The 23,426-nt window shown below is 67.2% G+C and carries 22 protein-coding genes; 8 read left to right on the top strand and 14 right to left on the bottom strand.

The window, feature by feature from the left end; translation table 11 throughout:
- Positions 1-50: 50 nt before the first annotated feature.
- On the bottom strand, positions 51-977 hold the full coding sequence (lipA, locus tag O3305_RS04985; RefSeq protein WP_269575402.1) for a lipoyl synthase: 927 nt from the start codon (positions 975-977) through the stop codon (positions 51-53).
- Between the two features lie 125 nt (positions 978-1,102).
- Here lipA and O3305_RS04980 point away from each other — a divergent pair, with 125 nt between their 5' ends.
- Complete coding sequence (locus O3305_RS04980; RefSeq protein ID WP_184165958.1) at positions 1,103-1,732, top strand: carbonic anhydrase; 630 nt, start codon at positions 1,103-1,105, stop codon at positions 1,730-1,732.
- On the opposite strand, the gene O3305_RS04975 is transcribed toward O3305_RS04980, so the two are convergent.
- From O3305_RS04975 to O3305_RS04950, 6 genes are all read right to left on the bottom strand, one after another.
- Positions 1,729-2,307, bottom strand: coding sequence for an NAD(P)H-dependent oxidoreductase (locus tag O3305_RS04975; RefSeq protein ID WP_269575401.1), 579 nt, complete (start codon positions 2,305-2,307; stop codon positions 1,729-1,731). The two genes, O3305_RS04980 and O3305_RS04975, sit on opposite strands and share 4 nt — an antisense overlap.
- 61 nt (positions 2,308-2,368) lie before the next feature.
- A complete protein-coding gene (locus tag O3305_RS04970; RefSeq protein WP_269575400.1) occupies positions 2,369-3,403 on the bottom strand; it encodes a S41 family peptidase in 1,035 nt (344 codons plus the stop codon).
- A 96-nt stretch (positions 3,404-3,499) separates the two neighbouring features.
- Positions 3,500-4,273 carry a polyphosphate kinase 2 family protein gene (locus tag O3305_RS04965; protein ID WP_269575399.1) on the bottom strand — a complete coding sequence of 258 codons (774 nt, stop codon included), beginning with the start codon at positions 4,271-4,273 and terminating at the stop codon, positions 3,500-3,502.
- Positions 4,274-4,331: 58 nt separating this feature from the next.
- The gene (locus O3305_RS04960; protein ID WP_269575398.1) at positions 4,332-4,880 is read right to left on the bottom strand and encodes a hypothetical protein; all 549 of its coding nucleotides are present in this window, start codon (positions 4,878-4,880) and stop codon (positions 4,332-4,334) included.
- A gap of 14 nt (positions 4,881-4,894) precedes the next feature.
- Entirely contained in the window at positions 4,895-6,268 is a 1,374-nt protein-coding gene (locus O3305_RS04955) for a serine hydrolase domain-containing protein (protein ID WP_269575397.1), read from the bottom strand.
- A 92-nt stretch (positions 6,269-6,360) separates the two neighbouring features.
- Complete coding sequence (locus O3305_RS04950; RefSeq protein ID WP_269575396.1) at positions 6,361-7,377, bottom strand: 2-hydroxyacid dehydrogenase; 1,017 nt, start codon at positions 7,375-7,377, stop codon at positions 6,361-6,363.
- A gap of 276 nt (positions 7,378-7,653) precedes the next feature.
- On the opposite strand from O3305_RS04950, the gene O3305_RS04945 reads away from it, so the two are divergent.
- Positions 7,654-8,829 (top strand): PQQ-dependent sugar dehydrogenase, encoded by a 1,176-nt coding sequence (locus O3305_RS04945; RefSeq protein WP_269575395.1) that lies wholly within the window; start codon positions 7,654-7,656, stop codon positions 8,827-8,829.
- Between the two features lie 6 nt (positions 8,830-8,835).
- Here O3305_RS04945 and O3305_RS04940 read toward each other — a convergent pair whose 3' ends face one another.
- The gene (locus tag O3305_RS04940; RefSeq protein ID WP_269575394.1) at positions 8,836-10,227 is read right to left on the bottom strand and encodes an L-serine ammonia-lyase; all 1,392 of its coding nucleotides are present in this window, start codon (positions 10,225-10,227) and stop codon (positions 8,836-8,838) included.
- A gap of 165 nt (positions 10,228-10,392) precedes the next feature.
- Positions 10,393-12,231 carry an aspartate--tRNA ligase gene (aspS, locus tag O3305_RS04935; RefSeq protein ID WP_269575393.1) on the bottom strand — a complete coding sequence of 613 codons (1,839 nt, stop codon included), beginning with the start codon at positions 12,229-12,231 and terminating at the stop codon, positions 10,393-10,395.
- 175 nt (positions 12,232-12,406) lie between these two features.
- Between aspS and rnd the strand changes: the two genes are divergently transcribed.
- The 3 genes from rnd (at position 12,407) to O3305_RS04920 (ending at position 14,337) form a co-directional block, all read left to right on the top strand.
- The gene (rnd, locus tag O3305_RS04930) at positions 12,407-13,585 is read left to right on the top strand and encodes a ribonuclease D (protein ID WP_269575392.1); all 1,179 of its coding nucleotides are present in this window, start codon (positions 12,407-12,409) and stop codon (positions 13,583-13,585) included.
- Complete coding sequence (locus tag O3305_RS04925) at positions 13,582-13,872, top strand: I78 family peptidase inhibitor (RefSeq protein WP_269575391.1); 291 nt, start codon at positions 13,582-13,584, stop codon at positions 13,870-13,872. Before rnd ends, O3305_RS04925 begins: the two co-directional genes overlap by 4 nt.
- A gap of 177 nt (positions 13,873-14,049) precedes the next feature.
- The gene (locus O3305_RS04920) at positions 14,050-14,337 is read left to right on the top strand and encodes an I78 family peptidase inhibitor (RefSeq protein ID WP_269575390.1); all 288 of its coding nucleotides are present in this window, start codon (positions 14,050-14,052) and stop codon (positions 14,335-14,337) included.
- 6 nt (positions 14,338-14,343) lie between these two features.
- On the opposite strand, the gene O3305_RS04915 is transcribed toward O3305_RS04920, so the two are convergent.
- The 5 genes from O3305_RS04915 to O3305_RS04895 form a co-directional block, all read right to left on the bottom strand.
- Positions 14,344-15,432, bottom strand: a complete 1,089-nt coding sequence (locus O3305_RS04915; RefSeq protein WP_269575389.1) for a serine hydrolase domain-containing protein — start codon at positions 15,430-15,432, stop codon at positions 14,344-14,346.
- Positions 15,433-15,499: 67 nt separating this feature from the next.
- Entirely contained in the window at positions 15,500-16,999 is a 1,500-nt protein-coding gene (locus O3305_RS04910) for a Ppx/GppA family phosphatase (protein ID WP_269575388.1), read from the bottom strand.
- Positions 16,996-19,137 (bottom strand): RNA degradosome polyphosphate kinase, encoded by a 2,142-nt coding sequence (locus O3305_RS04905; protein WP_269575387.1) that lies wholly within the window; start codon positions 19,135-19,137, stop codon positions 16,996-16,998. Before O3305_RS04905 ends, O3305_RS04910 begins: the two co-directional genes overlap by 4 nt.
- A 46-nt stretch (positions 19,138-19,183) precedes the next feature.
- Positions 19,184-19,789, bottom strand: coding sequence for a P-loop NTPase family protein (locus O3305_RS04900; RefSeq protein ID WP_269575386.1), 606 nt, complete (start codon positions 19,787-19,789; stop codon positions 19,184-19,186).
- Positions 19,786-21,081, bottom strand: a complete 1,296-nt coding sequence (locus tag O3305_RS04895) for a heavy-metal-associated domain-containing protein (RefSeq protein ID WP_269575385.1) — start codon at positions 21,079-21,081, stop codon at positions 19,786-19,788. Before O3305_RS04895 ends, O3305_RS04900 begins: the two co-directional genes overlap by 4 nt.
- Positions 21,082-21,304: 223 nt before the next feature.
- Here O3305_RS04895 and purM point away from each other — a divergent pair, with 223 nt between their 5' ends.
- Genes purM through O3305_RS04880 form a run of 3 tightly spaced genes read left to right on the top strand, consistent with a single transcriptional unit; the run spans position 21,305 to position 23,425 of the window.
- Entirely contained in the window at positions 21,305-22,399 is a 1,095-nt protein-coding gene (gene purM / locus O3305_RS04890; RefSeq protein WP_269575384.1) for a phosphoribosylformylglycinamidine cyclo-ligase, read from the top strand.
- Complete coding sequence (gene purN, locus O3305_RS04885) at positions 22,392-22,958, top strand: phosphoribosylglycinamide formyltransferase (RefSeq protein WP_269575383.1); 567 nt, start codon at positions 22,392-22,394, stop codon at positions 22,956-22,958. The genes purM and purN overlap by 8 nt, the downstream gene beginning before the upstream one ends.
- A complete protein-coding gene (locus tag O3305_RS04880) occupies positions 22,949-23,425 on the top strand; it encodes an energy transducer TonB (RefSeq protein WP_269575382.1) in 477 nt (158 codons plus the stop codon). Before purN ends, O3305_RS04880 begins: the two co-directional genes overlap by 10 nt.
- Position 23,426: the final 1 nt, after the last annotated feature.

Genomic DNA, 23,426 nt, shown 5'->3' with positions numbered 1-23,426 from the left:
TTCGCGGGGATGACGATGGTGGAATACCCTCCCCGCTCCGGGGAGAAATTTCACTTGGCCCCCTTCGCCAGCTTCGCCTCGCGCGCGGCCTTCATCTCGGCGAAGTCCTCGCCGGCGTGATAGCTCGAGCGGGTCAGCGGCGAGGAGGCGACCTGGAGGAAGCCCTTGGCCCGGCCGATCGCGCCATAGGCCTGGAAGGCGGCGGGGGTGACGAACTCCTCGACCTTGGCGTGGCGCGGTGTGGGCTGGAGATACTGGCCCATCGTCAGGAAATCGATGTCGGCCGAGCGCATGTCGTCCATCACCTGGTGGACCTCCAGGCGCTGCTCGCCCAGGCCGAGCATGATGCCAGACTTGGTGAAGATCGTCGGGTCGAGGCGCTTGACCGTCTCCAGCAGGCGCAGCGACGCATAATAGCGCGCGCCCGGGCGGATCGTCGGGTAGAGCCTCGGGACGGTCTCCAGGTTGTGGTTGTAGACGTCCGGGCGGGCAGCGACGATCGCTTCGATCGCGGCTTCATGCTTGTTGCGGAAGTCCGGCGTCAGGATCTCGATCGTGGTGGTCGGGTTGGCCTTGCGGATCTCCTCGATCACCTTGACGAACTGGCTGGCGCCGCCGTCGGGCAGATCGTCACGATCGACCGAGGTGATGACGATGTGCTCGAGGCCCATCTGCGCGGCGGCTTCCGCGACGTGCTGCGGCTCCAGCGGATCGACCTTGCGCGGCATGCCGGTCTTGACGTTGCAGAAGCGGCAGGCGCGCGTGCAGACGTCGCCCAGGATCATCACCGTGGCGTGTTTCTTCGTCCAGCACTCGCCGATGTTCGGACAGGCCGCTTCCTCGCAAACGGTGACGAGGTTCTTCGAGCGCATCAGCGCCCGGGTTTTCGCGAAACCTTCCGAGGTCGGAGCCTTTACGCGGATCCAGTCGGGCTTGCGCTGACGCTCGGGACGCGGTGCTGCGGAGAGATCGTTCATGGGGGCCAGATAGAGCGGCTGGGCCGGCGTTTCCAGCCCTGGTTGCACTTTCGTCAAGCTGTGGCCTCCGCAACACTTCGATACAAACCTTGGCAGTCGGAAAAGCGGACGCTAGGGCATCCGCCATGACCGACTTCACCGACCTGCTCGACGGCTATCAGCGCTTCCGGACCAGCGAATATCGGCGGCATCGCGACCGCTGGTCGGGGTTGAGCGAAGGCCAGAGCCCGCGGGTGATGGTGATCGCCTGTTCGGACAGCCGGGTCGATCCGGCGCAGATCTTCGATACCGTGCCCGGCGAGATCTTCGTGGTGCGCAACGTCGCCAACCTGGTGCCGCCGTTCGAGGATGATGCGAGCCGCCACGGCGTGTCGGCCGCGCTGGAGTTCGCGGTGAACCAGCTCGAGGTGCCCGAGATCCTGGTGCTCGGCCATGGCGCGTGCGGCGGTGTCGGCGCGGCGCTGTCGCAGCGCTTCAAGGGCGCGGCGAACGGTGAAGGCGGGTTCATCGCCCACTGGGTCGACATGCTCGATGCGGCGCGCGAGCAGGTCGTCGCCAAATATGGCACCGGGCCCGAGGCGGTGCGCGCGCTCGAGCTGGAGACGGTGCGGGTGTCGCTGACCAACCTCACCACCTTCCCCTTCGTCAGCAAGCGGCTGGCCGAGGGACGGCTGAAGATCCACGGCGCCTATTTCGCGATCGCGGACGGCGTGCTGCACGTGATGGGCGACGACGGCGAGTTCGCGCCGGCCTAACGCGCGGCGGCGCCGAGTTCGGCGACTTCCTCCAGATAGCGTTTGCGCGGGGTCCAGCCGCCATCGACGCTGCCGATGATCTTGTGCCGGACCGGGCCGAGCCCGCAGAAGCGCAGGATGTTGCGCTCCAGGCTCTTGAGGCTGTGGGCGCGGTAGAGCCAGCTATAGACCGGCGCGGGCGTCTGCATCGTCACCACCACGCGCGCCGAGCGGCCCTGGAGCAGCGGCTCGGGAAAGCCCTGCTTGACATAGCGGAAGGCGAAATCGGGGCGGAGCAACTGTTCGAGGAACGCCTTGAACCACGCCGGCACGTCGCCGAGCCAGAGCGGATAGAAGATCGCGACATGCTCGGTCCAGAGCAGGTCGCGCTGGATCGCCTCGATCACCGGGAGGACCGGCTCCTCGCGATATTCGGCCTGGGTGCGCAGGACCGGGAAATCGAGATCGGCGATGCGGACGCGGCGGACTTCGTGCGCCGCGCCTACCGCCCCCTCGGCATAGGCATCGACCAGCGCATGGCCGTAGCGGGCGGGATCGGGGTCCGGATGGCCATCGAGCAAGAGGATGCGGGTCATGGCATGACTCTGCCCCGCCCTGTCCCACCTCGCCTTGCGCAGGGTCAAATGGCTGGGGTGGTCAGAGCCCGGCGTCGGTCTTCAGCGTGCCTTCCGGATCGGCGATCGCGTCGGCGCGCTCCTGTTCGGACTTGGGCGTAGCGACCAGTGGCTTCGCGGCGGCGAGCGCACGGCGATAGGCCTCGACCAGTGCGGCGCGCGGCTCGGTGCGGATATCGGGCTGGACGCCCTTGCCTTCCCAATTGTCATGGGTGGTCGGATGCTCGACCCGGCCGTTGGGGACGAAGGCGCTCATGCCGGCACCGAGCTCGACCGGGCGGTTCTGCGGATTGGCGCCGCCGCGGGTGGGCTCGCCGACCAGCACGGCGCGGTGGGCGGCCTGAAGGTCATAGGCGAAGCCCTCCGCCGCCGAGAAGGTGCGGTTGGCGGTGAGCACGAACACCGGCTTGTCGAGATAGAGCGAGCCGCCGGCCGGGATATCGGCGTGGCGCTGCTCGACTTCGGTGGTGCCGTCCCGGTTGCGCCAGGTGATCTTCGCCATCGGGATCGGGGTGGCCGAGAGATGGCCGAGCAGGCGCGAATCCGTGGTACCGCCGCCGCCGGTATTCTCGCGCAGGTCGATGATCAGCGCGTTGGTGTCGCGGAGCATCTCCATCGCGCGATCGATCATCACCGCGCCATCGGCGTCCTGGGCGAAGTAGCGCAGCTTGAGATAGCCGATATTGCCCGGCAGGCGGCGCACGCCCATCAGCCCGTGAGCGATATGCTTCTCGAGCAGCGCGGCTTCATTCGGGACCGGCGTGCGATCCGGCGTGATCGTGTTGATCCTGATCTTGAGATGCAGGTCGTGGCTCTCGGCGAGGAGCGCGTTGACCCGCGTGACCAGGGCCTCACGGTCGCGGATCGCGATCAGGCGGCCCCGTTCCTTGCGGAGGAGCGCCTGGATGCGCGTGCCGACATCGGGATAGGAATAGGTGTCGAGCCCGGTGATCAGCGCATCGACCGCGCGGGTGGCCGCGGCCGGCGTGAGGTCATCGGGTGCCGCCGAGACGGGAGCGGCGAGCAGAAGCAGGGCAGCGGCGGCAAGGGTGCGCATCGGGGTTCCGAACCTGTGAAGTGTGTTGCTTGAACAAACCACTTCGGCGCGGAACGCGATTTCCTTGCGACGAAACTCAACTTTGCCGCGACCGGATCAAAGGTCGAGCGCCTTCTTTGCGACCTTCTCCACCTCGGGATCGAGCTCGGGCGGGGTCATCGGCACATGCTTTTCCAGCGCATCGGCGATCGCGGTGAGCGCGGTGATGCGGGCGGACTTCTTGTCGTTCCCGTCGATCACGATCCAGGGCGCATGCTCGGTGTTGGTGCGCTTGAACATCTCGTGCATCGCCTCGAGATAGTCGGGGCGCTTCGCCCGGTTGCGATAATCGTCGAGCCCGGTCTTCCAGCGCTTCCAGGGATGTTCGAGCCGGTCCTTGAGCCGCTTGTCCTGGGTCTTCTGGGTGACGTGGACGAAGACCTTCACGAGGGTGGTGCCGGCCGTGACCTGCTGGGCCTCGAAATCGTTGATCTCGGCATAGCCGCGTTCCCACTCGGCCTTGCCGGCAAAGCCCTCGACCCGCTCGACCAGGACGCGGCCGTACCAGGTACGGTCGAAGATCGCGATATTGTGCTGGGCGGGCAGCCGGCGCCAGAAGCGCCAGAGGAAATGATGGGCTAGCTCCTCCTGGGTGGGCGCGGAAATCGGCCAGACTTCGTAGTAGCGCGGGTCCCATTCGGCGGTGAGGCGCTGGATGATGCCGCCCTTCCCTGCCGCATCCCACCCTTCGAACGCGACGATCGCGCGGCGGCGGTGGACGATATGGGCGTAGTGGATGTGGCTCAGCCGCTTCTGGACCTTGGCCAGCGCCTTTTCATAGTTGCCGTGGAGCTTCTCGCCCTTCTCATAGTCCGACAGATCGATCGTCACGCCGTTCCTCCATTCAATGGGGGAACGATAGAGGCACGATAAGGCTGCGCCAACCGCCTCAGTCGGGGTTTTCGGCCGCGACCTTCGCGGTCTCGGCGCGCAGGGCCTTGAGTTCCTCGAGCGACATCGGCGCGTCCGGACCGGAGCCGCTGTCGCCGCAGCGATTGTGCAGCGCCTGCGACGCGGTGAGCATCCGCTCGCTGAGCGCGAACTGGCGGTCCATCGCTTGATCCATCTCCTTGGACATGCCGTTGCTGCCCATGCCGGCGGTCGCCGCGCTCGACATCAGCGAGCCACCCATCGACACCGCCGTGCCGACGCCGGGGATAAGTCCCGCCAGGCTGGAGAGCAGGCCACCGGTACGCGCAGCCTTGGATCGCGCCTGCATCTTCTTGCGCATGTCCTCGGCCATCCTGGTCATGCCGATGCTCTCGACCTGCATGTCGCGCTCGACCTGGGCGACTTCGGCGCGCAGCTTGGTGCAGACCGGATCCTCGGCGGGCGGCCCGGCGGGCGCCGGCGGCTGGGGCACATCCTGCGCGACGGCCGCGCCCTGAACGAGCAGCAGCGAGGCGGCAAAGGCGAGAATGGGGGGATGGCGAGTCATGGCAAAGCTCCCGGTCAGTCGTCCGAAGGCGGGTGGAGGTCGGTGATCCTGCCGGCGGCATCGATGCCGAAGCGCCAGGTCATCGACTGGTTCTGGAAGGCGATCGCATAGAGGCGGACATGCTCGTCCTTGCCGGGCGTATCCGCGACCAGGGTGACGCGCTGGACCGGGCCGAGCGCGGCGAGCAGCGGCTGGCCGTAATCCTCGAGGAACGGCACCGGCCCCTTGAGTGCGCTTTCGGCATAGCGCTTGCGATCGAGCTTGCCCGCCGCCGCTTCGGCCATCGCTTCGCGCATCAGCGCGGTGAGTTCGGGCTTCGTATCCGGCATCGCCCTGGGCGCGGCCGGCCTGGGCAGGTAGAAATCGGCGATGCCACGCGCGAGCAGCGGATAGTAACGCTGCTGGTTGGTGAGGACGATCACCGTCAGCCCTTCGGCATCGGCATGGAGGATGTCGGCGAGCGCGGGGCCGCCGCTGTGCCCGACGACCTTTACGCCATGATAGGTGCCGGCGGTCCAGCCCACGCCGAAGCCGGCGGGCTTGCCGGTCTTGAGCAAGGGGGGCGTCTCGAGCAGCTGCTGGCTTTCGGGCTTGAGCAGCTCCCCGCGATCGAGCGCGGCGAACAGGGCGGCGAAATCGCGCGCCGAGCTGTGCAGGCCACCGGCGGCATAGCCGGTCTCGCCATAGACGAAGCTGCTCATCCGCTGCTCGCCGTCGCGCCAGGCATGGATGGCGGCGCGGTGCGGGAGCGGCAGCGACGAGCGGAACGGTCCACCCTGGCGCTCGAAGTTGAAGCCGGTGTCCTTCAGGCCGAGCGGAACGCAGATCTCGTCGCGAAAGATCGCGGCGATGTCCTTGCCCGCCACCTTCTCCATCACCGCGCGCAGCACGACGAAATCGGTGAAGCCATAGCGGCTCTCGGTGCCCGGCGCATAGGCCAGCGGCGCCTGCATCGCGGCTGCGAGCGTGTCCGCGACGTTGTCCTTATGCTCGGGCAGCTTCTCGGACAGGCCGGAGCTGTGGCTGGCGAGGTTGAGGATCGTGATCTCGCGCCAGCTGGCGGGGGCATCGGGGAAGAAGCGATCAAGCGTGTCGTCGAGGCGGAGCTTGCCGGCCTCGACCAGCCGCATCAGCGCGATGCCGGTGAAGATCTTGGTGGCGGACGCGGTCTGGAAGCGCGTGTCCGGCCCCACGGGTGCGTTCCATTCGAGATTGGCGAGCCCGTAACTGCGCACCGTCTCGACCTTGCCCTTGCGGACCACGGCGACGGCGATCCCGGGGATGTGCCCGGCTTCCATCTGGGTGCGGACATAGTCATCGACGGCATCGGCGCTTGCGGGCGCCGCTGCGAACAGGGCCATGGCGGCCACACCAGCCAGGTAACGCATCCAACTCTCCCGACACGAGCAAGACTGCCCGAAATCGGGCTAGCCGCGCCGGGAACCTGCCGGGAATGGCTATGCGATGAAAGTCGACCTGCTCACTTCGAAGCCGCGATCCGATCGGCATCGACGCGGTTCTGGAGCATCTTGCCCGCTTCGGCATCGGCGGCGCTGCGCAGTGTCGTCTCGGCGATGGCGGCCAGCGCTTCCTCGGTGAGGAAGGCCTGGTGGCCGGTAACCAGCACGTTGGGGAAGGTCAGCAGGCGCTGGAAAAGGTCGTCCGAGATGATCTCGTTCGACAGGTCCTCGAAGAACAGATCGGCTTCCTGTTCATAGACGTCGAGCGCAACGGCGCCGATCTTGCGGGACTTGAGCCCCTCGATCAGCGCGGCGGTATCGATCAGTGCGCCGCGGCTGGTGTTGACGATCATCAGGCCGTCACGGGCGGCGTCGATCGTCGCGGTATCGATCAGGTGGCGGGTGTCCGGGGTGAGCGGGCAATGGAGGGTGACGATCTCGGCGGTGCGCAGCAGTTCGTCGCGGGGAAGGTAGCGGACGCCGATGCGCTCCAGCTCGGGGTCGGGATAGAGGTCGGCGGCCAGCACCTCGCAGCCAAAGCCGAGCCTGAGGCCGCGGGCGACCAGCGCGCCGATCTTGCCGGTGCCGATCACGCCGACGGTGCGCCCGTGGAGATTGCGGCCGATCAGGCCGTCGAGCGCGAAATTATTGTCGCGCACCCGCGCCCAGGCGCGCGGGATATGGCGATCTACCGCAAGCAGGAGCCCGATGGTGAACTCGGCAACGGCATGGGGGGAATAGGCGGGCACGCGGACCACGGCGATCCCGAGCCGATGCGCGGCGGCGAGATCGACATTGTTGAACCCGGCACAGCGTAGCGCGACCAGCCGCGTCCCCTGCCCGGCCAGCACTTCCAGCACCTCGGCATCGACGACATCGTTGACGAAGACGCACACCGCCTGGTGCCCGGCGGCGAGCGATGCGGTGGCGGGCTCGAGGCGGGGCTCGAGGAAATGCAGGTCATGGCCGAATGCCGCGTTCGCTTCGGTCAGGAAGCGGCGGTCATAGGACTTGGTGTTGAACACCGCGATACGCATGCATGTCTCCCGCCGGATGTGCCGGCCATTTCGGATACCGCAGCGGCCCGGCGGCGGCCAGTGGTGCCCGGACATGCGCCCTTCATGCGTCAACCACACCATTTCGGATGAAATTGGACGCGTGACGAATGAAAATCGTCGCAACTTCCCTTGAATAATAGCTGAATTATATGCTTTTTCCGCTGCGGAGCTGGGCTCCGGGTTTCAGCGTTCTTGGGGGATTTCATGAAAATCGGTTCGATGTGGCGTCTGGGCGCAGGCCCTTGCGCGTGCGTGATGGCGCTTGCCGCCTGCAGCGGTGGTGGCGGCACCGGCTCCGGACCCAGCGGGGGCGTTGCCGGCCCGACCCCGGCGCCGACGGTAAGCCCGACGCCGACTCCGACCCCCACGCCGGTGCCCAAGGAAACCGCCACCACCAGCGACGGCGTGACCGTCGACATCGCGCCGATCGCGGCTTTCGAATATCCTTGGGCGATCAACTTCATTCCCGACGGGCGCCTCCTGGTGACCCAGGCCTTTGACGGGATCCGGCTGGTTGCCCAGAACGGGTCCTATTCCGCGCCGCTTGCCGGGCTGCCCAAGGGTTTCCGCGCGTTCGACATCATACTGAGCGCCGATTACGCCACGTCGCACAAGGTGGTCATCAGCTTCGACGAGCCGGGTACCAACGGAGCGGAAGGGCTCGCCGTGGCGACGGCGGAGCTGGTGTTGCCGACCGATGGCGAGCCGCGCTTCGAGAATTTCAAGACCATCTGGAGCCAGACCAAGACGACCACTGCCGGCCAGTTCGGCGGCAAGCTCGCCTTCTCGCCGGACGGCAAATATCTGTTCATCACCACCGGCGAGCGCGCGACCTTCGATCCGGCGCAGGACCTGTCCAATACGCTGGGCAAGACGATCCGGCTGTTCGCCGACGGCACGATCCCGCCGGACAATCCCTTTGTGAAGACGCCCGGTGCGATGCCGGAGATCTGGACGCTCGGGCATCGCAATCCCTATGGCATCGCGTTCGATGCCGCCGGGCGCCAGTGGCAGCACGAAATGGGTCCCAAGGGCGGCGACGAGCTCAACCTGATCGTTCCCGGCGGCAATTATGGCTGGCCGAAAGTCTCCTGGGGCAACAATTATGACGGCGGGCTGATCCCCAAGCCGGCGACCGGCGACGGCTATGTGGCGCCGGTGACCTATTGGGACCCGGTGATCGCGCCGGCGGGCATGATCATCTATTCGGGCAAGATGTTCCGGCAATGGGCCGGCTATGCGATCATGGGCGGCCTGCAGTCGCAGGGGCTGGTGTTCGTCAAGTTCAACGGGACGAGCGCGGCCGAAGTCGCCCGGTTGCCGCTCCACGCGCGCATCCGCGATGTCCGCGAAGGCTCGGACGGGGCGATCTGGGTGCTCGAGGATACCGGCACCGGGCGCGTGCTGCGCGTCTCGCCCCGGCCGAACTGAGCGGCCTCAGCAGGCGACGACGTTCACCGCCAGACCGCCCTGGGCCGTCTCCTTGTACTTGGAGCGCATGTCCTCGCCGGTCTGGCGCATCGTCTCAATCACCGCGTCGAGGCTGACGACATGGCTGCCGTCGCCATGCATGGCGAGATAGGCGGCGTTGATCGCCTTGATCGCGCCCATCGTGTTGCGCTCGATACAGGGGATCTGGACGAGGCCGCCGATCGGATCGCAGGTGAGGCCGAGATTATGCTCCATGCCGATCTCGGCCGCATTCTCGATCTGGGCGTTGGTGGCGCCGAGCGCCGCTGCCAGCCCGGCCGCAGCCATCGAGCAGGCGACGCCGACTTCGCCCTGGCAGCCCATCTCGGCTGCCGAGATCGAGGCGCGCTTCTTGTAGAGGAAGCCGATCGCCGCGGTGGTCAGCAGGAAGGTTCGCGAACCCGCGGGCGTGGGGTTGGCGCAGAAGGTCTCGTAGTAGCGCAACACCGCCGGGATCACCCCCGCCGCGCCATTGGTGGGCGCCGTGACGACGCGGCCGCCGGCGGCGTTCTCCTCGTTCACGGCGAGCGCCCAGAGGCTGACCCAGTCGAACACAAGCGACGGATCGCTGCGCGGTCCGCGCGCCATCAGCCGCTGGTGAAGATCGCGGGCGCGGCGCTTGACCTTGAGGCCGCCGGGCAGCTCCCCCTCCCCGCGCATGCCGCGATCGATACAGGCCGACATCGCGGCGCGCAGGCTGTCGAGGAACGCGTCGGTCTCGGCGTCATCGCGCCAGGCGGCTTCGTTGGCGCGGACGATATCGGCGATGCTGGCGTCCTGCGCGGCCGCCACGGCGAGCAGCTCGGCGCCCGAGGTGAAGGCGAAGGGCAACTTGACGTTGGTCTGCGGCGCCTCGCAGCCACCCTCGACGATCGCACCGCCGCCGATCGAATAGTAGAAGGTCTCCCAAGGCTCGCCCTCGGGATAGTGCGCCACGAAGCGCATGCCGTTCGGGTGGGCCGGCAGGAACTTGTCGTCGCGGAAGATCAGGTGGCGGCCCTCGACGAATGGCACCACGACGTGGCCGCCCAGCGCCAGCTGCTGCTCGGCGCGGATCGTGTCGACGATCGTGTTCACCGCGTCGGGATCGACGCTCTCGGGCTGGTAGCCGGCAAGGCCGAGGATCGTCGCGATATCGGTCGCGTGGCCGCGCCCGGTAAGGGCGAGCGAGCCATAGAGTTCGCAGGAGACGGCGGTCGGCGTTCCGCGATCGAGCGCCGCTTCCGCAAAGGCCGCGGCGGCGCGCATCGGGCCGACGGTGTGCGAGCTCGACGGGCCGATACCGATCGTGAACAGGTCGGCGAGCCCAATGGTCGCCTCCGCCCGGGCACGCGCCCGCGCGGTGTTGTCTTCAGACATTGCTACTCCTGCGTCCCGACTCTGTCGGCCGGATTGCTGATCTTGGTTGTAGTTTTATGTCTGTAGGTTGAAGTTTTATAACTTCAAGCGGGCGAGAGGCCCCTTGTAATTCTGTTCCCCGGCTTTCGCCGGGGAACAGAGAGGGCGGTTGCGCGACCGCGAAACTCAGCCCGCCGAGGGATCGACGATGCCGTCGGTGCCCTTCTTGGCGAGGTCTGCCGCGACCTGCGGCGCCAGGCGGATGTTGAGCTCCTTGAGCTGCTTCTCGCTGACATAGGACGGGGCCTGCATCATCAGGTCCTCGGCCTTCTGCGTCATCGGGAAGACGATGACTTCGCGGATGTTCGGCTCGTCGGCGAGCAGCATGACGATGCGGTCCACGCCCGGGGCCGAGCCGCCGTGCGGCGGGGCGCCGAACTTGAAGGCGTTGATCATGCCGGCGAAATTGGTGTCGACATCGGCCTGGGTGTAGCCGGCGATCTCGAACGCCTTGTACATGATCTCCGGACGGTGGTTCCGGATCGCGCCCGAGGACAGCTCGATGCCGTTGCAGACGATGTCATACTGGTACGCCAGGATGTCGAGCGGGTCCTTGGTCTCCAGCGCTTCCAGCTCGCCCTGCGGCATCGAGAAGGGGTTGTGGCTGAAATCGACCTTCTTGGCGTCCTCGTCATACTCGAACATCGGGAAGTCGACGATCCAGCAGAATTCGAAGCGCTTCTTGTCGATCAGCTCGAGCTGCTCAGCGGCGCGGGTGCGCGCAAGGCCGGCGAGCTTGGCGGCCTGGGCTTCCTTGCCGGCGGCGAAGAAGATGCCGTCGTTCGGACCGAGGCCCATCGCCTCGGCAATCGCCTTCATGCCTTCCTGGCCGTGGTTGTTGGCGATCGGGCCGCCGAACACGCCGTCCTTCTGGGTGGCATAGCCGAGGCCCGGGAAGCCTTCCGACTGGGCCCAGCTGTTCATGTCGTCGAAGAACTTGCGGCTCTTCTCATGCGTGTTCGGCGCCGGGATGGCGCGGACGACATCGCCGCCCTCGACGATCGAGGCGAAGCGGCCGAAGCCCGAGCCCTTGAAGAACTCGCTCACGTCGGTGATCAGCAGCGGGTTGCGCAGGTCGGGCTTGTCGTTGCCGTACTTCAGCATCGATTCGCGGTACGGGATGCGCTTGAACGGAAGCGCCGAGACGCTGCGGCCCATGCCTTCCCAGTCGGCGAATTCCTCGAACACGCCGTGCAGCACCGGCTCGATCGCGGCGAACACGTCGTCCTGGGTGACGTAGCTCATCTCGAAATCGAGCTGGTAGAACTCGCCAGGCGAGCGATCGGCGCGGGCGTCCTCGTCGCGGAAGCAGGGCGCGATCTGGAAATACTTGTCGAAGCCGGCGACCATCAGCAGCTGCTTGAACATCTGCGGCGCCTGGGGGAGCGCGTAGAACTTGCCCGGGTGGACGCGGCTGGGCACGAGATAGTCGCGGGCGCCCTCGGGGCTCGACGCGGTGAGGATCGGCGTCTGGAACTCGGTGAAGCCCTGGTCGATCATCCGGCGGCGCAGCGACGCGATGACGCTCGAGCGCAGCATGATGTTCTTGTGGACCTTCTCGCGGCGCAGATCGAGGAAGCGGTTCCGCAGGCGGATTTCCTCGGGATATTCTGCGTCGCCGAACACCGGCAGCGGCAGTTCCTGCGCCTGGCTCTGGATCTTCGCGTCGGTGACGCGGATCTCGATTTCACCGGTCGGCAGGTTCGGGTTCACCGCCTCGGCCGAGCGGGCGACGACCTTGCCGGTCATCGTCACGACCGATTCGCTGCGCAGCGACTCGATCACCTGGAAGGCCGGACCGTCCACTTCGGTGACGATCTGGGTGATGCCATAATGGTCGCGCAGGTCGATGAAGACCAGGTCGCCATGGTCGCGCTTGCGGTGGACCCAGCCCGAAAGGCGGACTTCCTGGCCGACATGTTCGGCGCGGAGCTGGGCGCAGGTGTGCGTGCGATAGGCGTGCATTTCCGGTCTTTCCCTTGCTCGTCACCCCCGCGAAGGCGGGGGTCCAGGGTCACGAGCCGTGCTGCCTGGGGCTCTGGATCCCCGCCTGCGCAGGGATGACGAATAAATTAGCGTGGGCGCGCATTCCTTGCAGACCCCACTTTTGTCAACCCGAAGACCGGTCTATGGGCCTAGGATGCATATCCATGGTCTGATTGAAGACAGCGCGACTCTCGCCAACCTCTGCGCCCGCCTCGCCAACAAGCCTTACGTCTGCGTGGACACCGAGTTCATGCGCGAAAACAGCTATTGGCCCGAACTTTGCCTGATCCAGATCGCCGACGACGAAGAAGCCGCGGCGATCGATCCGATGGCACCGGGAATCGATCTCACCCCCCTGCTCGACCTGATGGTCGACAATGAGGAGGTGCTGAAGGTCTTCCATGCCGGCGGCCAGGACATCGAGATCGTCTACAACCTGACGGGCAAGACCCCGCACCCGCTGTTCGACACCCAGGTCGCCGCGATGGCGCTCGGGCTTGGCGAGCAGATCGGCTATTCCAACCTGGTCGACACCTATCTGGGCTTCACCATCGACAAGGGTGCCCGCTTCACCGACTGGAGCCGCCGCCCGCTCGACAAGCGCCAGATCGACTACGCCATCGCCGACGTGACCCACCTCTCCAAGATCTTCCCCAAGATGCTGGAGAAGCTGAAGAAAACTGGTCGCGGTGCCTGGCTCGACCAGGAGATGGAGCGGCTCGCCGATCCCGAGAACTATCATAACGACCCGGACGAGGCCTGGCAGCGCGTGCGCGTTTCCAGCCGCAAGCCGGAAGTGCTCGGCCGCCTGAAGGCGCTCGCCCGCTGGCGCGAGCTCGAGGCGCAGGGCAAGGACCTGCCGCGCGGCCGCATCGTCAAGGACGAGACGCTGGCCGACCTCGCCGGCAACCCGCCGCGCAAGCAGAGCGACCTGGGCAAGGTGCGCGGGCTCTCCGCCGCCTGGGCGGGCAACGATATCGGCGGGCGGCTGATGGCGGCGCTCGACGGTTCCGAGCCGATGTCCACCGCCGAGATGCCGCCGCGCGACGATCGCAAGCCCTCGCTCGGCAAGGACGGCGCGCTGGTCGCGGACCTGCTCAAGCTGCTGCTCAAGATCCGCGCCAAGGAGATCAACGTGGCGCCGCGCCTGCTCGCCCGCTCGGACGATCTCGAGTCGCTGGCCGCGGGGGTGCGCGACGGGCTCGCGATCCTGGAGGGCTGGCGCTACGAGCAGTTCGGCCGCGACGCGCTCAACCTGGTCGAGGGTCAGCTGGGGTTCACCGTCAAGAATGGTAAGCTCAAGATGACCCGTACCGAGGAACCCACCGCATGATTCGCCTCGTCCTGCCTGCCGCTGTTGCCCTGGTGATGACCGGTGCCTGCACCCCGAAGACGCCGCCCGAGGCGATCCCGGGCGTGGAGTGCAATGCGTCGAAGCTGGGCGACCTGGTCGGCAAGACGCGCAGTCCCGAAGTCGAGGCCGAGGCGCTCAAGCTGTCGGGCGCGAAGACGGTGCGCTGGCTGACGCCGGAATCGATGATGACGATGGATTTCCGCCCCGACCGGCTGAACCTGCATCTCGGCACCGACGGCAAGATCGGCTCGGCCCGCTGCGGGTAAGCGACGTCCTTCTTACCTGCTCCCCGGCCTTCGCCGGGGACGGCTATCATCAGGGCCGAGGTTTCGCATCGAACCGTGCCCCGCGGGTAAGCACCGGGTTAAGCACCTCGTGCCCTCCCCTTCGTTACGCATCCGGGTTATAAGCCGCGCCGCGGGGGGGCGACCGAGGAGAGAGACATGCGCGCCATCGGAACGATCGCGACTGCCCTGCTGGTTGCCGGCTGCATGAACGACGGCAGGCCCACGCCGATGCCGGGGCCGCGCATCTGCAATGCCGGTGTGGTACAGCGCTTTATCGGCGCGCCGATGTCGCCGCAGCTCCAGCCACGGCTGCGGGCACGCAGCGGCGCCTCGAGCGTGCGCGTGGTGCGTCCAGGCGAGGCCGTGACGATGGATTTCCGCCGCGACCGGCTGACGGTGGACGTCAACCAGCGCGGGCGGATCAGCGGGCTGCGCTGCGTCTAGAGGCGCTCAGACCCTGGGCGCGGCGCCGAACAGGTCGTCGGCGAACAGGTCGATCGCCTTTTGCGAGATGCCGGTATTGTTGAGCAGGACGATGCTTTCCTGCGTGTCGTAGCGGTGCGCGAGCAGGCTGCGATAGCCGGCGGTACGGCCGGTTTCCCACGCCGCCTCGACCGGCTTGCCGGCGATCGTCATCGTCCGCACCCGGCCGCCGAGCGAATAGTCCTGCTCGGCGACGCGCACCGTGCGCAGCGCCCTGAGCGAGGCGGGCGAGACGAACCCCTTGTCGAACACTGCATGACCGGCGCGCAGCAGGTCGGCCGCGTTGCTGAAATAGCCGCCCGAGGCCGCCATCACCGGCGTCCGCGGATTGGGCCATTCGACCACCGGATCGACGGTGCGATAGGACAGGGCCGAGCCGGGCTGGTTCTCGGTGCCGAGCGCGGCGGTGGTATGGGCAAGGCCGAGCGGATCGAGCGTGATCTCGCGCATCGCCTGCTGGAAGGGTTTGCCGGTCGCCGTCTCGACGATCGCGACGACGATGAACCAGTTCGTCAGCAGATAGTCGAACTTGCTGCCCGGCTCGAAGATCAGGTCGCCCGAGCAGAAGCGGCGGACCGATTCCGCAGTGCCGATGTCGCGGGTGACCAGGTCGGGCTCGGTCTTGAGCTCGGGCATGAATCCATTGGGTATGCCGCTGGTGTTGGACAGAAGATGCGCGAGCTGAACCTTGGCGCCGGTATCGGCGCGATAGCCGGGAAGCAAGGTCGCGATGGGCGCGTCAAGCGCGACCTTACCTGCCTCGGCCAGCTTGAGGATGGTCACCGTGGTGAGGAATTTCGAGATCGAGGCGATACCGTAGACCGTGTCGGTGGTCACCGGCGCCTTGGTGGCGATGTTCGCCAGCCCGAAATTGCGGACATAGACTTGCTTGCCGGCCTTGGCGCGAAGGATCGTGCCGGCAAAGCCATTGGCCTTAACGAAGGCGTCGATCTTCGCGTCGTCCGGATGGCCCTTTGCCCAGCCGGGCAGCGGTGCCAGTGCGGTCATCCCAATGGCCGCGCCACCCTGCAGCAGCGCGCGTCTGTCGATCCTCATCAAGTCGTCCCTCCCTACGCCTTACACAGCGCTGATTCATTGCGGGGGCGACATGAACGCCATGTTACTAGACTTCGAGGATCGGCTCCTTGCCGAACGCCGCGGCCAACGCCTTGTGGCGTTTCTCGACCGCTTCGCCGTAGAGGGCCTCATCCTCGGGATCGAGGCATAGCGCCAGCGTCTCTTCGTCCATGTGCAGCTCCGAGCGCTTGATCGGCGCAGCGACGCCGCCCGACAGGCGCTGGCCGAGGCGGATGGCGAGCCCCCAGAGCTTGGCGCGCCAGAGCGTATCGTCATCGGCGAGCTGGGGGAGCGGCGCCGGCGTGTCGAGCCCGCCGCCGAGGGCGGTGTAGAGCGCCTGGCCGAGTGCGGCGCGGCCCATCGAGTCGATCGCCACCCAATTGCCGTGCAGCGCCGCGTCGAGGCCGCGTTCGGCACGGAATTCGGGATTGGCGTGCCAGCCGACATCGACGAGCTGGCAGGCGGCGTGGCGCAGCCGGGCCATCTCGGGCGGCTCACCGGCGAAGAGCGGAGCGATCCACTGGTCGAGCAGGTCGCCATGCTCGGGGAAGCGGCCGAGCCGCTCGCCTTCGTCGCGGGTAGCGGCGATCAGCGGGTCCTGCTGGCGCAGTTCGGGCGAGAGGCGCTGGTAGAGCAGCCCCTCGCGCAGGCCATAGGCCGAGACGATCGTGCCCTTGCTGCCGAGCTGCTTGAGCACCTGGGACAGGAGCAGAGCGGCGTCCTCCAGCGAGCCGGCGCGGGCGCTGGAGAGATTGGGGATCGCCTTGAGGTCCGCCTTGGGCATGGCGGCGATCGAGCTGGCCAGCTCGCCGATCCGCGCGACGGCCATCGGGTACTGGTGGGCGATCGGCAGCGGATAATGCTTCAGGTGCATGTCGAGCCGGGCAAGGCTGCGCCAGGAACCGCCGACGAGATAGAAGGGCAGCCCCTTCCCCCGCCCCTTCCAGCCGGCATCGCCGAGCAGCTTCGCGACCTTGCGCTCCAGCGCGCTCTTGCCCTCCGCGCGGATCGCGCCGAGGCGAAGGACGCCGAGCGGGAAGGATACGCGATCGGTGACCGTGCCGGCGACGACGCGGACGAGCTCGAGCGAGCCGCCGCCGAGATCGCCGACGATGCCGTCCGCCTCGGGAATGCCCGAAAGCACGCCGAGGCCGGCGGCCATCGCCTCTTCCTCGCCCGACAATGTCTCGACCTCGAGCCCGAGGTTGCGCGCCGTTTCGATCAGCTCGCGTCCGTTGGAAGCATCGCGGACGGCGGCGGTGGCGACAGTTCGCAGCTCACCGACCTGCATCTCGCGGGCGAGCGCCGAGAAGCGCGACAGCGCGCCGCGGGCGGCGGCCATGCTGGCGGGCTCGATCGCCCCGGTCTCGGCCAGGCCGCGGCCGAGGCCGGCCATCACCTTCTCGTTGAACAGCGTCGCCGGTAGGCGCGCGGAGCCCTGATAGACCACGAGGCGCACCGAGTTGGAGCCGATATCGATGATCGCGGTACGATCCTCGACAACGGATGGCTTCGTGCGCGCCTTGCGGAACGGCAATGTCGTCATGCCTTGGCCCTGGTCCTCGCCTTGCGCTTCAGCTGGAGCTTGGGGACCGGCTTGCGTGCGTCGAGCGCGGCGCCGCGGCCCGAAAGCGACGGGTTGGTCATGAAATAGCGGTGCAGGTTGAAGTTCGCATCCTCGCCGGGGGTGATGCGGGTATAGTGCCCGTCGCTGCCGAGCACCCAGCTCTGCTCATTGTCCAGCAGGTTCGCCACCATCACCTGATCGAGCACCTGATCGTGCACCGTCTTGTTGAGGATCGGGAGCATGAATTCCACCCGGCGATCGAAGTTGCGCTGCATCCAGTCGGCCGAGGAGATGTAGACCTTGGCGCCGTCATTGGGCAGCGCCTTGCCGTTGCCGAACGCCCAGATGCGGCTGTGCTCGAGGAAGCGGCCGACGATCGACTTGACCTTGATGTTCTCGGACATGCCGGGAACGCCGGGGCGCAGGCAGCAGATGCCGCGGATCACCAGCTCGATCTCCACTCCGGCATTGCTCGCCTCGTAGAGCTTCTCGATCACGGCGGGGTCGACCAGCGAGTTCATCTTGGCCCAGAGCTGGCCCGGGCGGCCGGCGCGGGCATGGGCGATCTCGTCATCGATCAGCCCGACCAGACGGTTGCGCAGGTCGCGCGGGGAGATGCCGATCAGCTCCAGCCCGTGCGGCTCCACATAGCCGGTGACATAGTTGAAGATCTGCGCGGCATCGCGGCCCACCCGCGGATCGGCGGTGAAGAAGCTGATGTCGGTGTAGATACGGGCGGTGATCGGGTGGTAGTTGCCGGTGCCGAAGTGGCAATAGGTGCGATAGCCATTGCCCTCGCGCCGTACGACCATTGAGACCTTGGCATGGGTCTTCCAGTCGATGAAGCCATAGACGACCTGGACGCCGGCCCGCTCGAGCGCGGTGGCCCAATAGAGATTCTGCTCCTCGTCGAAGCGGGCTTTCAATTCGACCACCGCGGTGACCGACTTGCCGGCCTCGGCCGCGGCGATCAGCGCGTTGATCACGGCGGGCTGCTTGCCTGCTCGGTAGAGCGTCTGCTTGATCGCCACCACGTCCGGATCGGATGCCGCCTGCTGCAGGAACGAGATGACGACGTCGAAGCTCTCGTACGGGTGGTGGACGACGATGTCCTTGGCCTTGATCGCCGCGAAGCAATCGCCGCCATATTCGCGGATCCGTTCGGGGAAGCGCGGCGTATAGGGGGTGAACTTCAGGTCGGGCCGGTCCTCGTCGACCAGCATCGCCAGGTCGCCGATGCCGAGGAAACCGCCGGTCTCGGTGAGCAGCGCTTCGCTGCCGCCCAGCTCCTCCTTGAGCACCGCCTCCAGCTCGGGCGAGATGCTCTCCTCCATCTCGAGACGGATCACCCGGCCGCGCCGGCGGCGCTTGATCGCCGAGCGGAAGGTCAGGACCAGGTCCTCGGCCTCTTCCTCGATCTCGATGTCGCTGTCGCGCAGCACGCGGAATGCAGCCGCCCCACGCGATTCATAGCCCGGGAAGAGCAGGTGCGAGAAATGCTTGAGCACCGCCTCGACCGCGACATAGCGCGCCGGGTTGCCGGGAAGCCGGACGAAGCGCTTGATCGCGGTGGGCAGCAGGACCAGCTCGCGCACCGGCTCGCGATCCGACTTGCGGACGAGATCGAAGATCACGCTCGATCCCTGGTTGGGGATGAACGGGAACGGGTGCGCGGGATCGAGCGCCTGGGGCGTCAGGATCGGGAAGATCTGGTCGCGGAAATGGGTTTCCAGCCAGGCCTCGGTCTCGCCTTCGATCGCATTGGCGTCGAGGACATGGATATCGGTCTCGAGCAGATCGGCGCGGATGCTGGTCCACACCGCCTGCTGGTTGTCGGCCAGCGCCTCGGCCTCGGCCGAGATGGCGTCGAGCTGCTGGCCCGGGGTGAGGCCATCGACCGAGCGGGTCTCCACCTTCTGGAGCTGCTGCCCCATCAGGCCGGCGACGCGGACCATGAAGAACTCGTCGAAGTTCGAGCCGGAGATCGACAGGAAGCGCAGCCGCTCGAGCAGCGGATGGGCGGGGTTGGTCGCCTCTTCCATCACCCGGCGGTTGAAGGCCAGCCAGCTTAGCTCGCGATTGAAGTAACGTACGGAAGTATCCGGCAATTCGGTCATCGAAACCCCTTCATCGGCGCGCTGTTTCGCTGCCTTGACCATGCCGTTAGTCGCCCTCCGTTGCGGTTATGAGACCAGCTTCGATCAATGTGGCGCGCACGCTCGGGATCGACAAGCGCCGGCTTTCCTCCAGCTCCAGCGCATCGGCAACGCGCAGGATCGCGATATGGCTGCGCTCGATGCGCTTCGCGATCCAGGCGATCACGTCGGGCTTGGCGTGGAGCAGGTGCCGCTCGAAGGCACGTTCGAGCAGCTGGGGAATGAGTTCGTCGTCGGGCGGGCCGATCTCGAGCAGCGGCGAGGCGGCGAGGCGCGACTTGAGGTCGGGCAGCTTGACCGCCCATGCCGGCGGCGCGGCCTGCGCGACGATCAGCAGCGGGCGGTGATCGGCCTGGGCCTGGTTCCAGGCGTGGAACACCTCCGCTTCCTTGCCGAGATCGGCATCATCGAAGATGCGCGCGCCCGTCTTCGCCGCGAAGATGCGCGCGAGCAGGCTGCGGCCGGACTTGCGCGGCCCCACGAGCAGCGCCGACATGACGGGCCAGGTGCCCCAATGTTCGAGCTGATGGACCGCGCGGGCGTTGGAGTCGCTGACCAGGAATTCCGTCTCGCGCGCCTCGGGCAGTCCAAGCGGCAGGCGAAGCTGCGTCATCCGCCGTTCGGAGCTGGTGTGCCGGTGCCGGTGGGGGCCGGTATCGGCTGTTGCCCCGCCCCGCCCCCGCCATTGCCCGGGCGGCGGATGCGGAGGACCCCCGCCCCTTCCTGGACACTCCAGCCGCGCGCCTCAAGCTGGGCGCGCAGCGACGCGATCTGGCCGTCGAACGAGACGCGCATCACCGAGATGCCGCCCAGCGCGAGGCTGGAGGTGACCGCCGAGCGCACGCCCGGAATGCCGCGCAGCGCCGCCTCGCCGGCATTGACCGCACCGACATTGGGCGTGTCGAACTGGATATTCACGCCGCTGGTGCTGGCAGCGTTGATCGCGCCGGCGTCGGGCGTGGGCGTCGCGACTTCGGTCGCTTCGTCCGTGGGCTTCTCTTCCTCGGTCTTGGGCGCGGGCGGACGGGTGGCAAGCAGCCGGTCCGTGCCGAGCAGGCCGAGCGCCAGCGCCTGCTGATAGGCCTTGTCGAGGCGCTGCACGCCGGCGTCCATCAGCGTGTCGAGCGAATCGCCATTGTCGACGCGCAGGGCGAAGTCCGCGATCTTCTGGCGATCGGGACCATGGGTGGCGGAGAAGATGCCGATGATCGGCCCACCCGGATATTCGCGGCGGATCTGCACTTCGGCGATGAGCACGTCGGCGGCGCCATATTGGTCGAGCACCGAGCGCCACCAGTTGCGGCCGCGGCGCAGCACCTGGCCGGCGTTGAGCAGCATCGAATCGGGGCCGTTGCCCTGGACGCGAACATAATCGACCGTGCTGCCGCCGCTCTTGAAGCGGTTCCACGCCTTGGCCCAGGCGGTCTCGCGTTCGAAGACCAGGCCCGATCCGCCCGAATATTCGAGCGGGACGATCAGCATCGGCGGCGACTGGTTCACTGCGACCGACACACCGAGGATGCTGCCCGCCTTGTTGCGATCGAACAGCACGCTGAGGCGCGCGATATAGCGCGTCGGTCCGATCTGCTCCTTCTCGACAACGATGCCGGTTACCAGCGAATCGAGCGCCGAATCGGACATGCTGGAGGGCTTGCCGGTCAGCTTGCGCGACAGCATCTCCCAGCCCTTGCGCTGGGCGAGCCGCCAGCCGCCATAGCGCGCGGCATCGGCATCCTTGCCCTTGACGTCGACATCGACGCCCGAGACTTCGAAGCTGCCCGAGGCGTCGATCGGCACGGCGCTGCCGCCCGCGGCCTTCTCCCCTTCGGCGAGCACGGCACCGAGCCCCGCAAGCGCGAGCGCGGAGGCAATGCCGATGGTGAGGGATTTGCGGGCAAGGGTCATGCGACGGCCCTTTTGGCGAAGGGCGCGGGGAAATCCAAGCGTCATGTGCAGGGTGCGGCCCTACACTCCTTTTCTGTCATCCCCGCGAAGGCGGGGATCCAGGGTCACAAAGGTCTGCGCTGCCTGGCTCTGGATCGCCGCCTTCGCGGGGATGACGCTTATTGGGTGACGGTTGCGGTACTGCCGGGGTGACGCGGGGCGAAGTCGGCGCTATGCGCGCCGCATGAGCGACCAGAAGAACTATACCTACGCCCAGGCGGGTGTCTCGATCGCGGCCGGCAACGCGCTGGTCCGGGCGATCGGCCCGCTCGCCAAGTCCACGCGCCGCGCCGGTGCCGATGCCGATCTCGGCGGGTTCGGCGGCGTGTTCGACCTGAAGGCGGCCGGGTTCACCGATCCGCTGCTGGTCGCGGCGAACGACGGCGTGGGCACCAAGCTCAAGCTCGCGATCGATTACAACGCGCATGACGGCGTCGGCGTCGACCTGGTCGCGATGTGCGCCAACGATCTGATCGTCCAGGGCGCCGAGCCGCTGTTCTTCCTCGACTATTATGCCAGCGGCAAGCTGGTGCCCGAGACCGCCGAGCGCGTGATCGCCAGCATCGCCGAGGGCTGCCGCCAGGCCGGCTGCGCGCTGATCGGTGGCGAGACCGCCGAGATGCCGGGCATGTACGCCGATGAGGACTATGACCTGGCCGGTTTCTGCGTCGGCGCAGTCGAGCGCGACCGTCTGCTCGACGGTTCTGCGATCCGCCCGGGAGACGTGCTGCTCGGCCTGGGCTCGACCGGCGTGCACTCGAACGGATTCTCGCTGGTCCGACGCCTCGCCGCCGACAAGGGCTGGAAGATGGACCGCCCGGCGCTGTTCGATCAGGAAGTGATCCTGCTCGATGCGCTGATGGCGCCGACCCGCATCTATGTGCAAAGCCTGCTTCCGCAACTTCGCAAGGGCACGATCCACGGCCTGGCGCACATCACCGGCGGCGGCCTGCTCGAGAATGTCCCGCGCGTGCTGCCCGAAGGCTGCCATGCACGGATCGACGCCGGTTCGTGGCCGCTGCCCCGCCTGATGGCCTTCCTCCAGGCGCAGGGGAATATCGAGCCCGAGGAAATGGCGCGCACCTTCAACTGCGGCATCGGCATGGTCGCGGTGGTCTCGCCCGACGTGGCGGAAGCGGTGAAGGCGGAACTCTATGACGCGGGCGAGGAAGTGTTCGTGATCGGCGAAGTCGTCGAGGGCGAACGCGGCTGCACCGTGTTCGGCGGTGGCGAGACCTGGAGCGCGCGCGGGGAGTGGTCCGCCACCCACAATGCGTAAGAAGCTCGGCATCCTGATTTCCGGGCGCGGTTCGAACATGGCCGCGCTTGTCGAGGCCGCGAAAGCTGCCGACTGCCCCTATGAAGTCGCGCTCGTCGCCAGTGACAAGCCGGCGGCCGAAGGCCTTGCCTGGGCCGCCGAGCAGGGGGTCGCCACCTTCGCGCAGAGCCCCAAGGGCATGCCCAAGGCCGAATATGAAGCGAAGATCGACGCGGCGCTGCGCGAGGCCGGGGTCGAGGCGATCGCACTCGCCGGATACATGCGCCTGCTCGCCGACGATTTCGTCGCGCGCTGGCGCGGACGGATCGTCAACATCCATCCCTCGCTGCTGCCCAAGTACAAGGGCCTCGATACCCATGCCCGTGCGATCGCGGCGGGGGACAGCCATGGCGGCGCATCGGTGCATATCGTCACCGAGGAGCTCGACGCCGGCGAAGTGCTCGGCCAGGCCGAAGTGGCGATCCTGCCCGGCGACACGGTTGAAAGCCTTGCGCAGCGCGTGCTGAAGGAGGAACACCGGCTCTACCCAAGGGTAGTCGCCGAGTTCCTATGCCGCTGAACCGACACTCGATCCGGATTCTCTTCGCTATCGGCACTGCCGCCGCTCCGGCCGTACCCGCCGCCGCGCAAGCCGTTCCGCCCCGGACAACCGGCGACGACAGGAAGCCCGGCGGCTTCGTCGCCGTCCCGACCAGGGCGCCGGAACCGTTCAAGCCCGCCCCCCTGCCCGCGCGACCGGCGGTGCCGCCGCGGCTGCTCACCGCTATTGTCGGGCCGGACGATTATCCGGCCGCCCTGATCGCGGCGGGCGCGCAGGGGCGCATCGTCGTCACCATCCAGATTTCGGCATCGGGTGAACCGACCGCGTGCGAAATCAGGCAGAGCACCGGCTTTCCCGCCCTGGACAGCCACACCTGCGGGCTGGTGATGCAGCGTGCCCGCTTCGAACCAGCCCGCAACGAACAGGGAGACCCGGTACGAAGCTATGTCCTCGCGCCCATCACCTGGCAGATTCCCACGGAGTGAA

This window comes from Sphingomonas sp. NIBR02145 (assembly GCF_027359115.1).
In the GTDB taxonomy this organism is placed as follows: domain Bacteria; phylum Pseudomonadota; class Alphaproteobacteria; order Sphingomonadales; family Sphingomonadaceae; genus Sphingomonas; species Sphingomonas kyeonggiensis_A.
This window is presented reverse-complemented; position numbering and strand designations above follow the sequence as displayed.